This is a genomic window from Sphingomonas hankookensis (assembly GCF_001619955.1).
Lineage (GTDB): Bacteria > Pseudomonadota > Alphaproteobacteria > Sphingomonadales > Sphingomonadaceae > Sphingomonas > Sphingomonas hankookensis_A.
Genome location: NZ_LQQO01000034.1, coordinates 232238 through 246410, shown reverse-complemented (window position 1 = coordinate 246410; position 14173 = coordinate 232238). Strand labels below are relative to the sequence as shown.

General features: G+C 68.4%; 14 protein-coding genes. 9 read left to right on the top strand and 5 right to left on the bottom strand.

Annotated elements, in window-relative coordinates; genetic code table 11:
• The first annotated feature begins 102 nt into the window (after window positions 1–102).
• The 7 genes from gltX to ribH all read left to right on the top strand — a co-directional run bounded on the left by gltX (window position 103) and on the right by ribH (window position 6098).
• Window positions 103–1422 carry a glutamate--tRNA ligase gene (gltX, locus tag AVT10_RS13090; protein WP_066692209.1) on the top strand — a complete coding sequence of 440 codons (1320 nt, stop codon included), beginning with the start codon at window positions 103–105 and terminating at the stop codon, window positions 1420–1422.
• A 92-nt stretch (window positions 1423–1514) separates the two neighbouring features.
• Window positions 1515–2189, top strand: a complete 675-nt coding sequence (locus AVT10_RS13085) for a TonB family protein (protein ID WP_066692207.1) — start codon at window positions 1515–1517, stop codon at window positions 2187–2189.
• 274 nt (window positions 2190–2463) lie between these two features.
• Window positions 2464–2811 (top strand): hypothetical protein, encoded by a 348-nt coding sequence (locus AVT10_RS13080; RefSeq protein WP_066692205.1) that lies wholly within the window; start codon window positions 2464–2466, stop codon window positions 2809–2811.
• 41 nt (window positions 2812–2852) lie between these two features.
• Entirely contained in the window at window positions 2853–3806 is a 954-nt protein-coding gene (ribD, locus tag AVT10_RS13075; protein ID WP_066692790.1) for a bifunctional diaminohydroxyphosphoribosylaminopyrimidine deaminase/5-amino-6-(5-phosphoribosylamino)uracil reductase RibD, read from the top strand.
• Between the two features lie 144 nt (window positions 3807–3950).
• Window positions 3951–4556, top strand: a complete 606-nt coding sequence (locus tag AVT10_RS13070) for a riboflavin synthase (protein ID WP_066692202.1) — start codon at window positions 3951–3953, stop codon at window positions 4554–4556.
• Window positions 4543–5673, top strand: a complete 1131-nt coding sequence (gene ribB, locus AVT10_RS13065; RefSeq protein WP_066692193.1) for a 3,4-dihydroxy-2-butanone-4-phosphate synthase — start codon at window positions 4543–4545, stop codon at window positions 5671–5673. The genes AVT10_RS13070 and ribB overlap by 14 nt, the downstream gene beginning before the upstream one ends.
• Before the next feature lie 2 nt (window positions 5674–5675).
• Window positions 5676–6098, top strand: a complete 423-nt coding sequence (gene ribH, locus AVT10_RS13060) for a 6,7-dimethyl-8-ribityllumazine synthase (protein WP_066692191.1) — start codon at window positions 5676–5678, stop codon at window positions 6096–6098.
• A 32-nt stretch (window positions 6099–6130) separates the two neighbouring features.
• Here ribH and AVT10_RS13055 read toward each other — a convergent pair whose 3' ends face one another.
• A complete protein-coding gene (locus tag AVT10_RS13055; protein WP_066692188.1) occupies window positions 6131–6748 on the bottom strand; it encodes a YbhB/YbcL family Raf kinase inhibitor-like protein in 618 nt (205 codons plus the stop codon).
• Window positions 6749–6892: 144 nt separating this feature from the next.
• Here AVT10_RS13055 and AVT10_RS13050 point away from each other — a divergent pair, with 144 nt between their 5' ends.
• Window positions 6893–7927 carry a patatin-like phospholipase family protein gene (locus AVT10_RS13050; protein WP_066692186.1) on the top strand — a complete coding sequence of 345 codons (1035 nt, stop codon included), beginning with the start codon at window positions 6893–6895 and terminating at the stop codon, window positions 7925–7927.
• Here AVT10_RS13050 and AVT10_RS13045 read toward each other — a convergent pair.
• From AVT10_RS13045 to AVT10_RS13030, 4 genes are all read right to left on the bottom strand, one after another.
• Window positions 7924–8283, bottom strand: coding sequence for a Rieske (2Fe-2S) protein (locus tag AVT10_RS13045; protein ID WP_066692177.1), 360 nt, complete (start codon window positions 8281–8283; stop codon window positions 7924–7926). The genes AVT10_RS13050 and AVT10_RS13045 overlap by 4 nt on opposite strands.
• On the bottom strand, window positions 8280–9560 hold the full coding sequence (hmgA, locus tag AVT10_RS13040; RefSeq protein ID WP_066692175.1) for a homogentisate 1,2-dioxygenase: 1281 nt from the start codon (window positions 9558–9560) through the stop codon (window positions 8280–8282). The genes AVT10_RS13045 and hmgA overlap by 4 nt, the downstream gene beginning before the upstream one ends.
• Before the next feature lie 243 nt (window positions 9561–9803).
• Complete coding sequence (gene hppD, locus AVT10_RS13035; protein WP_066692172.1) at window positions 9804–10862, bottom strand: 4-hydroxyphenylpyruvate dioxygenase; 1059 nt, start codon at window positions 10860–10862, stop codon at window positions 9804–9806.
• A 53-nt stretch (window positions 10863–10915) separates the two neighbouring features.
• Window positions 10916–11821: a LysR family transcriptional regulator gene (locus AVT10_RS13030; RefSeq protein WP_066692169.1), complete on the bottom strand. Its 906-nt coding sequence runs from the start codon at window positions 11819–11821 to the stop codon at window positions 10916–10918.
• Between the two features lie 193 nt (window positions 11822–12014).
• Here AVT10_RS13030 and AVT10_RS13025 point away from each other — a divergent pair, with 193 nt between their 5' ends.
• Window positions 12015–14102: a malate synthase G gene (locus tag AVT10_RS13025; protein WP_066692167.1), complete on the top strand. Its 2088-nt coding sequence runs from the start codon at window positions 12015–12017 to the stop codon at window positions 14100–14102.
• The last annotated feature ends 71 nt before the right edge of the window (window positions 14103–14173 follow it).

The following is a 14173-nucleotide window of genomic DNA, read 5'->3' as shown; positions in this document are numbered from 1 at the left end:
GATGGAAAGAATGGGTGCGCCATAGAGCGCGCGGACGAATTGTGAAACCCATGTGACGCCCGCGTTTGCGCCGATGCGACAAATGGGCGAGAGGGCTGCGCCATGACCGTCACCCGCTTCGCCCCCAGCCCGACCGGCTTTCTCCATATCGGCAACCTGCGCACCGCGCTTCACAACTGGATGTTCGCGAAGAAGGCGGGGGGCAGGTTCCTGCTCAGGATCGACGATACGGATGCGCAGCGCAGCGAAGAGCGGTTCGTCGCGGCGATCCGGCGCGATCTGGCGTGGCTGGGGCTGGTGCCCGATGGCGAGGAGCGGCAGTCGGCGCGGTTCGATCGGTACGAGGCGGTGTTCGCCGACATGGTGGCGCGCGGGCGGATCTATCCGGCCTATGAGACGCCGGAAGAGCTGGATTTGCGGCGCAAGATCCTGGCCGGGCGCGGGCTGCCGCCGGTCTATGATCGTGCGGCGCTGAAGCTGAGCGACGAGGATCGGGCGCGGCTGGAGGAAGAGGGGCGGCGGCCGCACTGGCGGTTCCGGCTGGAGGCGGAGCCGATCGCATGGGACGACATGGTGCGGGGGCCGCAGCGGTTCGACGGGGCGCTGCTGTCCGATCCGGTGGTGCGGCGCGCCGACGGGTCGTGGCTGTATCTGCTGCCCTCGGTGATCGACGATGCCGATATGGGGGTGACCCATGTCGTGCGCGGCGAGGATCATGTGTCCAACACCGCGACGCAGATGCAGATGTTTGCCGCCATGGGCGCAACGCCGCCGGCGTTCGCGCATGAGGCGCTGCTGGTCGGCAACGAAGGCAAGCTGTCGAAGCGGCTGGGGTCGCTGGGCGTCGAGCATTTCCGGGAGCAAGGGATCGAGCCGGAGGCGGTCGTCGCGCTGCTGGCGCGGCTGGGGACCAGCGATCCGGTCGAGCCGGTGGTCGATCCGGCGCCGTTGATCGCGGCGTTCGATTTCGGCCGCTTCGGGCGCGCGCCGGCGCGGTTCGACGAGGGCGAGCTGGCGCAGGTGAATGCGCGGATCGTGCACCAGCTGCCGTTCGAGCGGGTGCGGCAGGCGCTGCCCGAGTGGATGGACGCGGCGGCATGGGATGCGGTGCGCGGCAATCTGGAGCGGGTCGCGGACGCCGCCGACTGGTGGCGGGTGGTGACCGGGCCGGTCGATGCGCTGCCGGTGGCGGAGGAGGATCGTGCGTTCCTGACCCGCGCGGCGGAGGTTGCCGCCGGGCTGGCATGGGTCGATCCGTGGGCGGAGCTGACCAGTGCGCTGAAGGCCGAGACGGGCCGCAAGGGCAAGGCGCTGTTCCTGCCGCTGCGACGCGCACTGACCGGTATGGACCATGGGCCGGACATGGCCGCGCTGCTGCCGCTGATCGGGCGCGAGCGGGCGGTCGCACGCCTGACGGGCTGACGCGCACGTCAGCTTTACACCGCCCTCGATAGGGTATCTCATCGCATCGGCCGACTGGACGGCAGGAGATACGAATCGAGAAGGAAGGTGGCATGGCATATCAGGGACAACGTGGCCTGAACCCGGTGGGATTGGGCATTGCGATTGCGATCAACGGCGGCCTGCTGGCCGTGGCGATCCTGACGGCGACGACGGTGGTCACGCGGATCGATCCGTGGAAGCCGATCGAAGCGGTCAACGTCCCCATCGAACCGCCGCCCCCGCCCGTCGATATGCCCAAGCCGGTCGAAAAGGCGCTGCCCGATCCCGCGCCGGTCCCGCCGCTCTACGCACCGCCCGCGCCGATCCCGGTGCCGGGCCCGATCATGACCACCACGACCGACATGCCGGTGGCGCCACCGCCCGTCGCCCCGGTGGTGACCGCGCCCGGCGGTACGGGCACCGGCAGCCCGGTGACGGTCGCCAGCCCGCTGCCGGTGCTGGTCAATGCCAGCATCGACCCGCGCTACCGCGCCGATTTCCAGCCCGATTATCCCGCGATCGAACGCAATCTGGCGCGCGACGGCGTGGTGGTCCTGCGCGTGCTGGTCGGTGCCAATGGCCGGGTGAGCGCGGTCGAGCAGGTCAGCGCTACGAGCGATGCGTTCTTCGAAGCGACCAGGCGGCGCGCGCTGTCGAAATGGCGCTTCCGCCCGGCGACCCGCGACGGGGTGGCGGTGGAGAGCTGGCGCGAGATGACGGTGCGCTTCACCATGGAGGATCGCTGATCGGGGTGGCCCGTACCTCGCCGGGGTGCGGGCCTTTAGAAGAGTTGGTTCACGCGAAGGCGCGGAGGCGCGGAGGGGGTGCGTCCGCTGCAACCCGATCCGCGCCAGCAGCCTCGGATCGACCGGGGCAAGCGGCGAAATCGTCTCCCGTTCGCGAGAGACTCGCCTGGAACGCAACCCCTCCGCGCCTCCGCGCCTCCGCGTGAACCATCCTTCTTCTGCACCCGTCCCGAGGGGCTGGCGATCAGACGCCCCCGCGACTATCTTGGCCGGAGTGAAGATTCGCCATCTATTCTCGCCGGTTCATGCCATTCGCGATTTCGTGAACTTCGCCCGCGCGCGCGAAAAGCATGAATGGTGGTTCCTGCTGGCATCGATCTGCGTCGTGCTGGTGATCGGTTGGGCGTTCGTCCACGATTCGCATTTCGAACGCGAGTACAAGCCGAACATCATCTATGTCGAAAGCTGGCCGGCGAACCGCACCGACGAAGAGATCATCGCCCAGCAGCAGATCGACCTGGCCAAGGAACGCGCCGAGGCCGCCGAGTTCGAACGCGAACGTGCCGCGCGGCAGGCGGAATGGAAGAAGATCGACGACAAGCTGAAAAGCTGGGGCATCTGACCCGCTTGGCAACCGCCGGGACGCCCGACGACGCGCGCTGGATGGGCGTCGCGCTGACGCTGGCCGAGCGGACGCGGGGACGGACCGCGCCCAATCCCAATGTCGGGTGCGTGATCGTCCACGACGGTCGGATGGTCGGGCGCGGCTGGACCCAGAGCGGCGGGCGACCCCATGCCGAGGCGGCGGCGCTCGCACAGGCCGGGGAACGGGCGCGCGGCGCGACCGCCTATGTCACGCTGGAGCCGTGCGCGCATGTCTCGACGCGGGGGCCGGCCTGTTCGGACCTGCTGGTGGCCAGCGGGGTAGCAAGGGTCGTCATCGCCCTGACCGATCCCGATCCGCGGACCAACGGACAGGGCATCGCGCGCCTGCGGGCAGCGGGCATCGATGTCGTCTGCGACGTGCGGGCGGACGATGCGGCACGCAGCATGGCCGGGTTCCTGAAGCGGCGGGCGCTCGGGCGGCCGTTCGTCACCCTGAAGCTCGCCCTGTCGCTCGACGGGGCGGTGTCGCGCGCCGACGGGCAAAGCCAGTGGATCACCGGACCCCAGGCGCGCGCGCACGGCCATCTGGAGCGCAGCCGGCATGAGGCGATCCTGGTCGGACGCGGCACGGCGGAGATCGACCGGCCGGCGCTGAACGTCCGCCTGCCCGGCTTGGCCGAACGCAGTCCGCAGCGGGTGGTGCTGTCGGCGGACAGCGCGGCGCTGGACGGGTTCGCGATGCTGTCGTCGATCGATGCGCTGGCCAGCCTCTCCGGCGATCATGTGCTGGTCGAGGGCGGGGCGGCGACGGCGGCGGCGTTCCTGCGCGCGGATGTGGTCGACCGGCTGCTGCTGTACCGGGCGCCGATCCTGATCGGCCATGGCCGGACGCTGCCCGATATCGGATTGCCCGATCTGGCACAGGCGCATGGGCGGTGGCGGCTGTACGACGCCCGGATGCTTGGCAGCGACCGGCTGGAGGTCTACGAGCGCGTCAGGATCGGGCGATAGCACCCGTTCGTCATCTCCGCGCAGGCGGGGATCCGTATACGCCGTCGGTAGCGAACGTGCCGAACCGTCAGCGGCTATGGCTTCCCGCCTTCGCGGGAATGACGAAGGAGCAGTTACCGAGCGATCCGTGAGAAGGAGCGAAGCGTGTTCACCGGGATAGTCAGCGACGTAGGGCGCATCGAATCGATCGACGGGCCGGGCGACCTGCGCGTGAAGATCGCATGCGCCTATGACACCACGACCATCGACATGGGCGCGTCGATCGCCTGTTCGGGCGTGTGCCTGACCGTGGTCGAGAAGGGCCCGAACTGGTTCGCGGTCGATGTGTCGGGCGAAACCGTGTCGCGCACCGCCGACCAATGGGTCGCGGGCCGTCCGCTGAACCTCGAACGCGCACTGAAGCTGGGCGACGAGCTGGGCGGGCATATCGTTACCGGCCATGTCGATGGCGTCGGCACGGTCGTGGACGTCGAGGCCGACCAGGATTCGACCCGCGTGACCTTTGCGATTCCCCGCGCGCTCAGCCCGTTCGTCGCGACCAAGGGGTCGGTGACGATCGACGGCGTGTCGCTGACCGTCAACGACGTCGCCGACGATGCGGCGGGCACGCGCTTTACCGTCAACCTGATCCCCCATACCCAGGCGGTCACCACGCTTGGGACCCTTGCCATCGGGCAGTCGGTCAATATCGAGATCGACGTGCTCGCCCGTTATCTGATGCGAATGGAACAAGTCCGTGGCCAACGCTGAATTGGCGGGTCTCCGCCACGCCTTCCTGTCGTCCCCCGAAGAGATCATCGACGAGGCCCGCAACGGGCGGATGTTCATCCTGGTCGATGACGAGGACCGGGAGAATGAGGGCGATCTGGTCATCCCGGCGCAGATGGCGACGCCCGATGCGGTCAATTTCATGGCGCGCCACGGGCGCGGGCTGATCTGCCTCGCGATGACCAGGGGGCGGGTCGAGCAACTGGGTCTCGACCTGATGGCGCGCAACAACGGCACGCGGCACGAAACCGCCTTCACCGTCTCGATCGAGGCGCGCGAGGGGGTGACGACCGGTATCTCGGCAGCCGATCGCGCGCGGACCATCGCGGTGGCGATCGATGCGAGCAAGGAAGCGTCGGAGATCGTGACGCCCGGCCATGTCTTCCCGCTGGTCGCGCGCGAAGGCGGGGTGCTGGTGCGCGCCGGCCATACCGAGGCGGCGGTCGACGTATCGCGCCTTGCCGGGCTCAACCCCTCGGGCGTGATCTGCGAGATCATGAACGAGGACGGCACCATGGCGCGGATGGACGACCTGGTCGGCTTTTCGCAGCTGCATGGCCTGAAGATCGGGACGATCCGCGACCTGATCGCCTATCGCCGGCGCCACGACCATCTGGTCGAAAAGCGCGCGGAGACGGTGTTCGAGAGCGAGTGGGGCGGCGAATGGCGCGCCATGACCTTCTGGAACAAGGCGACGGGCAGCGAGCAGGTCGCGCTGGTCAAGGGGCTGATCGATCCGGGCAAGCCGACGTTGGTCAGGATGCACGCGCTGTCGCCCTTTGCCGACCTGTTCGGCGAGGGGGGCGAGCGCGGCGGGCTGCTCAGCAAATCGATGCGGATCATCGGCGAGGAAGGGGCGGGTGTGGTCGTCGTCATCAACCGCCCGCGTCCCGACGGGCTGACCCTCGCCATCCACGCCCGCAGCGGGGCGCCGGTGCCCGACATGGAGGAACTGCGCGACTATGGCGTCGGGGCGATGATCCTGAACGAACTGGGCGTCGAGGACATGGTGCTGCTGACCAACACCCATCACACGCTGGTCGGGCTCGACGGCTATGGGCTGAAAATCGTCGGCGAACGGCCGATCACGGAGGATTGAACATGGCGAAGGTGCTGATCGTCGAGGCGCGGTTTTACGACCATCTGAACGACCTGCTCTTGGAAGGCGCGCGTGCGGCGATCGAGGCGGCGGGGCATGAACATGAGACGGTCACCGTCCCGGGCGCGCTGGAAGTGCCGGGAGCGATCGCGATCGCCGACGCCGCCGAGACCTATGACGCGTTCGTCGCGCTGGGCGTCATCATCCGCGGCGAGACCTATCATTTCGAGGTCGTGTCGAACGAGAGCGCGCGCGGGATCATGAACCTGAGCCTCGAAGGCGTGCCGGTCGGCAACGGCATCCTGACCGTCGAGAACGAGGCGCAGGCGCTGACCCGGGCGAAGAAGGACGAGAAGGACAAGGGCGGCGAGGCGGCCAAGGCGGCGCTGGCGATGCTGGCGCTGCGCGAGCGGTTTTCGGTGTGACCTAGCTCCTCCCCGCCCGCGGGGAGGAGTTTTCAAGCCGGCGCTACCTCTCCGACCGGCCCCACCTCCGCCGGTTCCCCGCGCGAATAGACACCGGTGAGCAGCCCGGCGGCCAGCACGCGGCCGGCCATCGCCTCCACCACCGCGCTGCGGCCCGGATTGGGATCGAGGTGCGGGGCGTCCTTCAGCGCGAACAGCTGGAAGGCGTAGCGATGCTCGCCATGGCCGGTCGGCGGGTCGGGCGGCAGCCACCCTTCGCGCAGATAGCTGTTGCGGCCGACATCGCCGTGTACCGCGTCGCCGTCGCCATCGGGCTGGATCGCGTCTTCGGCCAGCTGTCCATCGGCCGGGGCGATGTCCCACAGGATCGCATGGACCAGCGGCTGGGGCGAGGGGGCGTCGGCATCCTCGACGATCAGCGCCAGCGACGTGGCAGCCGCCGGCACGCCGCGCCAGTGGAGCGGCGGCGACACCCCCTCACCATCGGCGGTGAAGCGGTCGGGCAGCCGCTGGCCATCGGCAAAGGCGAGGCTGGCGAGGTCAAGGCTGTCGAAGCTGCCCAGCGCCGGATCGACGATCGTCAGCTTGGAGGCGCCCGCACGGACGTTGCGCAACAACGCGCCCAGCCATCCCGGAACATGTTCGAGCATGTCGGTCCTTTCGATAATGGTCGGAACCAGAACCGGCGAAGGGCGCGGCGGGGTCCGTGGTGCGGAAATTTTGGACGGGGCACGATCGGATACCCGGCGGGGTTGCTGCGTTGCAGCAAGGGAACTTGCCGCAAGGAGCCGTCCATGTCCGCATCCACCGAAACACCGCGCCTCGCGCTCGCGTTGCAGGGCGGCGGCGCGCATGGCGCCTATGGCTGGGGCGTCATCGACCGGCTGCTGGAAGAGGATCTGCCTATCGTCGCGGTCAGCGGCGCGTCGGCGGGGGCGCTGAACGGTGCGGCGCTGGTCACCGGGCTGGCGGCGGGCGGACGGCAGGGGGCGAAGGACGCGCTCGAACGGCTATGGGACACGGTGTCGCGCAATTCGCCGCTGCAGGTGTTCGACTTCGGGATGTGGGCACCGCCCTTGTTCGAACCGGCGCTGCGCCGCTCGCTGGAGGTCGGCAAGCTGCTCGGCCGTTATGTCGCGCCGCTGTCGCCGACCCTGCGCGACATGCGGTCGCTCCGGCGGGTGGTGGAGGCGAGCCTCGACCTGTCGCTGCTGACCGATCCCCGTGCCATTCCGCTGTCGATCGCGGCGACGCGGGTGTCGACGGGTGCGGCGCGGCTGTTCGGCAATGCGGAGATCACGCTCGACGCGCTGATGGCCTCGGCCTGCCTGCCCGACCTGTTCGGCCCGGTGACGATCGACGACGAACCCTATTGGGACGGCGGCTTTTCGGCGAACCCTGCGCTCGAGCCGCTGATCTTCGACGGGCACGGACAGAGCGACCTGCTGATCGTGCAGATCACGCCGTTCGTGACGCAGGACACGCCCGAGTCGCTGGTCGAGGTGATGGGGCGGATGAGCGATATCGGCTTCAACGCTTGCCTGCTGCGCGACCTGAAGGCGTTGACACAGGTGCAGGAGATCGCCCGGCGCGCGCCGCCGATCGACGATAACTTCACCGCGCTGGCGAACACCAACCTGCATCTGATGGAGGCACCGCACGCGCTGGCGGCGCGGGGGCCGACCGGCAAGATCGACACGCGCCGCTCGCAGCTCGATGGCCTGCGCGAACTGGGCCGCGAAACGGCGGATGCGTGGTTGCGGGACCATGGCGCAAAGCTCGGCCGCAAGTCGACGCTGACCGCCCTGCCCGAGGCGGTGACGGCTTAGGCCGTCACGATCGCCCCGCCGACGACGGTGACCGGCCAGGGGGTGAGCGACCGGCCGGGGCAGGGGCCGCCGAGGCAGCGGCCGTCTCGAATCGCGAACAGCGCGGCATGCCAGCTGCACGTGATCGCGCTGCGGTCCGGGGTCAGATAGGCGTCGAGCGTTTGCGCCAGCGGCAGACCCATATGCGGGCAGCGGTCGACATAGCCGAATACTGCCTGCCCTTGCCGGACGACGAAGCCGTGGAAGCGTCCGGCGCGCAGTTGCAGGACGTAATTGCGCGCGGTGCCGTCGGGGATGTCGCTCAATGGCCCGATCGTCACCCCGGCCGGGGTCGCGAAGACGCGTTCGTCGGTCATCCGGGCAGCTGCGCCTTGGCGAAACCGGTCCACACATCGTCATAGTCGAGCTGCATCGTCGGCGTGGCCATCGCCCACGCGGTCGGGCGGACGACGTGGCGGGTCTCGAACATGAACGCCATGGTGTCGGCGATGCGGTGCGGCTTCAGATCGGCGGCGACGGCCTTCTCATAGCTCGCCTGGTCGGGGCCATGGCCGTTCATCTGGTTGTGGAGCGATGCACCGCCGGGCGCAAAGCCGCCTTCCTTCGCATCATAGGCGCCGGTCACCAGCCCCATGAACTCGCTCATGACGTTGCGGTGGAACCAGGGTGGGCGGAACGTGTCCTCCGCCACCATCCAGCGCGGCGGGAAGATCACGAAGTCGCAATTGGCGGTGCCGGGCGTCTCGCTGGGCGATGTCAGCACGGTGAAGATCGACGGATCGGGATGGTCGAAGCTGACCGTGTTGATCGTGTTGAAGCGGGTCAGGTCGTAGCGGCAGGGGGCGAGGTTGCCGTGCCATGCGACGACGTCGAACGGGCTATGGTCGAGGGTAGTTATCCACAGCCCGCCCTGAAATTTCTGGATGACGTCGCAGGGGGCGTCGCTGTCCTCGAACCAGGCGGAGGGCGTTTCGAAGTCGCGCGGATTGGCGAGGCCGTTGGCGCCGATCGGCCCCAGGTCGGGCAGGCGGAACAGGCTGCCGTAATTCTCGCAGACATAGCCGCGCGCCTGTCCGTCCGGCAGCTTCACCCGGAAGCGGACGCCGCGCGGGATCAGCGCGATCTGCAACGGCGCGACGTCGATCCGGCCCAGTTCGGTGTCGATCGCCAGCGCGCCCTGTTGCGGCACGATCAGCAATTCACCATCGGACGAGAAGAAGGCGCGGTCCATGTCCTTCGTCGCGGCATAGAGGTGGACGCCGACGCCGCTCTGCGCGGCGACATCGCCGGTTGCGCCATAGGTGACTAGGCCGTCGACCCAGTCGGTCGGATCGCTCGGGAGCTGTAGCGGGTCCCAGCGCATCCGGTTGGGGCTGGGCGGGGTGTCTATGGGGGCGGACTGGAGGTGGCTGGCGCCCACATAGGGCACGAACGCACCGTGATTGGCGGTCGGGCGCAGGCGGTAGAGCCATGACCGGCGGTTCTCGGCACGCGGCGCGGTGAAGGCGGTGCCGGACAGTTGCTCGGCATACAGGCCGAAGGGGACGCGTTGCGGGCTGTTGCGGCCGATGGGGAGCGCGCCGGTGACGGCTTCGGTGGCGATGTGGTTGGCGAAACCGGGGTGGTAGGTCATGGTCACCTCATCTTTCGTCCGGCGTTCTGTCGTCACCCCGGACTTGATCCGGGGTCCCGCTTCTTCGCTACTGTCGGAGAGGAAGCGGGACCCCGGGTCAAGCCCGGGGTGACGTCGTGGTTGGGTCGACCCGGTCGTTGCCCGCCGGGCCGTCAGTCGCAGCGAAGCCGCGCCCTGTGGCCCGGCTCCGTCGCGCTGGCCGGGCGCGGGGCCGGGGCCTTCGCCCCGGCATTCGCTCGACGCTTAGGCGTCGACCGTAATCACCCCGCGCCGAATCTGATCCAGCTCGATGCTCTCGTACAACGCCTGGAAATTACCGTTGCCGAAGCCCTCATTCCCCTTGCGCTGGATGATCTCGAAGAAGATCGGCCCGAACATCGGCTCGGTGAAGATTTGCAACAACAGCCCTTCGTCGCCGACATTGCCGTCGATCAGGATGCGGTTGCGCTTCAGGCGTTCGAGGTCCTCGCCATGGCCCGGCACGCGCTTGTCGACCAGTTCGTAATAGGTCTCGATCGTATCCTGCAGCTTCACGCCGCGCGCGCGCAGTTTTTCGACGGTTTCGAAGATATCCTCGGTAGTGAAGGCGAGGTGCTGGATGCCTTCGCCATTATAGTCGCGGATGAATTCCTCGATCTGGCTCTTGTCGTCCTGGCTTTCGTTCAGCGGGATGCGGATCGCCTTGTCCGGGGCGATCATCGCCTGGCTGAACAGGCCGGTCGCCTTGCCCTTGATGTCAAAATATTTCTGCTCTTCGAACCCGAAAATCTGGTTGTAGAAGGTCGACCAGGTCCGCATCTGCCCGCGCTTCACATTGTGGGTCAGATGGTCGAGCAGGTCGAGGCCGACATTGTTCTCGGCCTCCGCTTCCGCCGCGCCCGGCACCGCTTCCCAATCGTCGTACAGCGAACCCGCATCGCCATGCTGGTCGACCAGATATAGCATCGACCCGCCGATCCCCTCCAGCGCATAGCCTTCGCCCAGTACGCCGCGCGACGCGTCGGCCGGTTTGGCACCGCGCGCGACCGCTGCGTCGAACGCCGCCTTCGCATCCGCCACCCGGAACGCCATCCCCGACGCCGATGGGCCGTGCTGCGCAGCAAATTCCGCAGCATGGCCGTCCGGAATGCGGTTCAGCAGCAGGTTGATGCGGCCCTGCTTGTAGCGGACCACGTCGCGCGTGCGGTGCTTCGAGGCGGCGACGAAGCCGAACTGTTCCAGCTGCCCAGCCATGCGGTCGAGATCGGGGGCGGTGAATTCGCAGAATTCGAACCCGTCGAGGCCCATCGGGTTGACGTCCATGTGGTCCACGGCTGCATCCTCTCCAATTCGTATCAATTGATACCAATCTGTTCCTATGGATCAGTCGAGTCAAGCGTCTCCCATGGCGGCGGCGACCAGCGTGCGGCGAGGTGGTCGATGAAGGCGGTCACCGCCGGGCGTGGGTCTTCGCCATGAACGGCGTGGATGGCGAGGTCGCGGGGCCCCTCCCATGCCGGCAGCACGCGCACCAGCCGCCCCTCGGCCAGCGCCGGCCCGACATCCCATAGCGAACGCAGCGCGATGCCGACCCCGGCCAGCGCCAGTTCGCGAACGATCTCGCTGGAATTGGTGCGGACATGGCTGCGGCCGGTCACCTGCGCCCGACCGCCGGGGCGCAGCAGCGCCCACGGCAACTGGCCCTCGGCGGCGAGCAGCCGGTGGCCGGCCAGTTCCCGGGGGTGGGTGGGTACGCCATGCTCGGTCAGATAGGCCGGGCTGGCGCAGACGATGCGGCGATTATCGGCCAGCCGCCGCGCGACATGGCCGGCGGGCGGATCGGCCGTGATGCGGATCGCGCAATCGATCCGCTCGGCCGCCAGATCGACATAACTGTCGGACAGCGACAGTTCGAGCTGCACCGCCGGATGATCGCGCAGGAAGTCGCCCAGATGCGGCGCGACATGCAGCCGCGCGAACGAGGTCGGCGCGGCAATGCGCAAGGGGCCGGCGGGGGCGGCGGCGGCCCCGGTCACCCGCGCTTCGGCTGCCGCCAGTGCCGACAGGATCGGCGCCAGGTCGGCATGCAGTTGCGCCCCGACCGGGGTCGGGTGCAGCCGCCGCGTGGTCCGTTCGATCAGCCGGGCGCCGAGCCGTGCCTCGAACCGGGCCAGCCGCTTCGACACCATCGCGGGCGAGATGTTCAGCACCCGCGCGGCGGCAGCGATGCTGCCGGTGTCGAGGATCGCGGCGAACAGTTCGTGGTCGGGATCGAGCGGCATTCGTTCCTCGGCGGAATGGCTGTGCTGCGATTATGGGTGGTTCCGGCGGGAAAGACGAGGGCGTATGGTTCCTGCCATATCGTCATTCCGGCGAAGGCCGGAATCCATGGATTCGGGACGTGGCGGCCCCTTCGCGGCGCTTCGTGACCATGGATCCCGGCCTGCGCCGGGATGACGAATAGGAGACAATGCTATGCCGGAAACCTTCGTCGAACGCGCAGGATTGTGGGTCGCGGTCGAACTGGCCGCCTTCCTCGAACGCGATGCGCTGCCCGGCACCGGCATTCCGGCGGACTCCTTCTGGGAAGGGACCGCCGCGATCTTCGCCCGGTTCGCACCGGAGAATCGCGAGCTGCTGGCCCAGCGCGACCGGTTGCAGGCGCAGCTGGATGCCTGGTTCGTCGAACGGCAGGGGCAGGCGATCGATCCGGCCGAGCAGTCGGCGTTCCTGCGCGATATCGGCTATCTGGTCGAGCAGCCGGCGCCGTTCACGGTGCATCCCGACAATGTCGACCCGGAGATCGCGACTTTGGCCGGGCCGCAGCTGGTCGTGCCGATCCTGAATGCGCGCTTCCTGCTGAACGCGGCCAATGCGCGTTGGAGCAGCCTGTACGACGCGCTGTACGGCACCGATGCGCTTCCCGGCGCGCCGGCGGCGGGCGGCTATGACGCGGCGCGCGGGGCGGCGGTGATCGAGCGGGCCAGGGCGTTTCTCGACGAGGCAGTTCCGTTGGCGAACGGCAGCTGGCGCCACTGGGACGGTGGTACGCCCGAGCTTGCCGACGCTTCGCAGCTGGTCGGGCGGGCGGGCGACAATTGGCTGCTGCGTCACCATGGGCTGCACATCGAACTGGTGATCGACCGCGCCCACCCGATCGGCGCCGGCGATCCCGCCGGGCTGGCCGACATCCTGCTCGAATCCGCGCTGACCACCATCTGCGATCTGGAGGATTCGGTCGCGGCGGTCGATGCCGAGGACAAGGTCGCGGCGTACGCCAACTGGCTGGGGCTGATGCAGGGGACGCTGACCGCGCGCTTCGCCAAGGGCGGGCGCGAGGTGACGCGGGCGCTGGCGGAGGATCGCCGCTATGTCACGCCCGAGGATGGCGAACTGGTGCTGCCGGGGCGCTCGCTGCTGTTCGTGCGCAATGTCGGGCATCTGATGACGACGCCCGCCGTCCGCCTGCCGGACGGCAGCGATGCGCCCGAAGGCATGCTCGACGCGATCGTCACCAGCCTGATCGCGTTGCACGACCTGAACGGCCCGCGCGCCAACAGCCGCGCCGGATCGATCTATATCGTCAAGCCCAAGCAGCATGGCCCGGAGGAGGTCGCCTTTACCGACCGGCTGTTCGATGCGGTCGAGGACCTGCTGATCCTGCCGCGGTACACGATCAAGGTCGGGGTGATGGACGAGGAGCGGCGGACCTCCGCCAATCTGGCCGCCTGCATCCATGCGGTGCGGCACCGGATCGTGTTCATCAACACCGGCTTCCTCGACCGCACCGGCGACGAACTGCACAGCGCGATGCATGCCGGGGCGATGATTCCCAAGGGCGAGATGAAGGGCGCGGACTGGATCGTGGCGTACGAGGATCGCAACGTCCAGATCGGCCTTGCCTGTGGTCTCGGCGGGCGGGCGCAGATCGGCAAGGGCATGTGGGCCGCGCCCGACCGGATGGGTGACATGCTTAGCCAGAAGATCGCGCATCCGATGAGCGGGGCAAGCACCGCCTGGGTCCCGTCGCCGACCGCGGCGACGCTGCATGCGCTGCATTATCACGCCATCGACGTCGCGGCGCGGCAGGCGGCAAGGGCCGGCGAGCCGGTGGCGTCGCTCGACCGGCTGCTGACGCTGCCGTTGGCCGGGCGGCGCAACTGGGACGCGGCGGAGGTGGCGCGGGAGTTGGACAACAACGTCCAGGGCATTCTCGGCTATGTCGTGCGCTGGATCGATCAGGGGATCGGCTGTTCGAAGGTGCCCGACATCCATGACGTCGGCCTGATGGAGGACCGCGCGACGCTGCGCATTTCGTCGCAGCATGTCGCCAACTGGCTGCTGCACGGGGTCTGCACGACCGCCGACGTCGATGCCGCGTTCGAACGGATGGCGGTCAAGGTCGATTCGCAGAATGCCGACGACCCGGCGTATCGGCCGCTGGCGAGCGGCATCGCGCTACAGGCGGCGCGGGCGCTGGTGTTCGAGGGGCTGGAGCAGCCCAATGGCTATACCGAGCCGTTGTTGCACGCGTATCGGGCGGTCAGGAAGGCAGCGGGGTGAGCGGGCGGTATGGATCATCGTTGCATGGCTCTCCCCGCTAGTGCGTCTGCTGACGCCTGGTTGCGGACGCA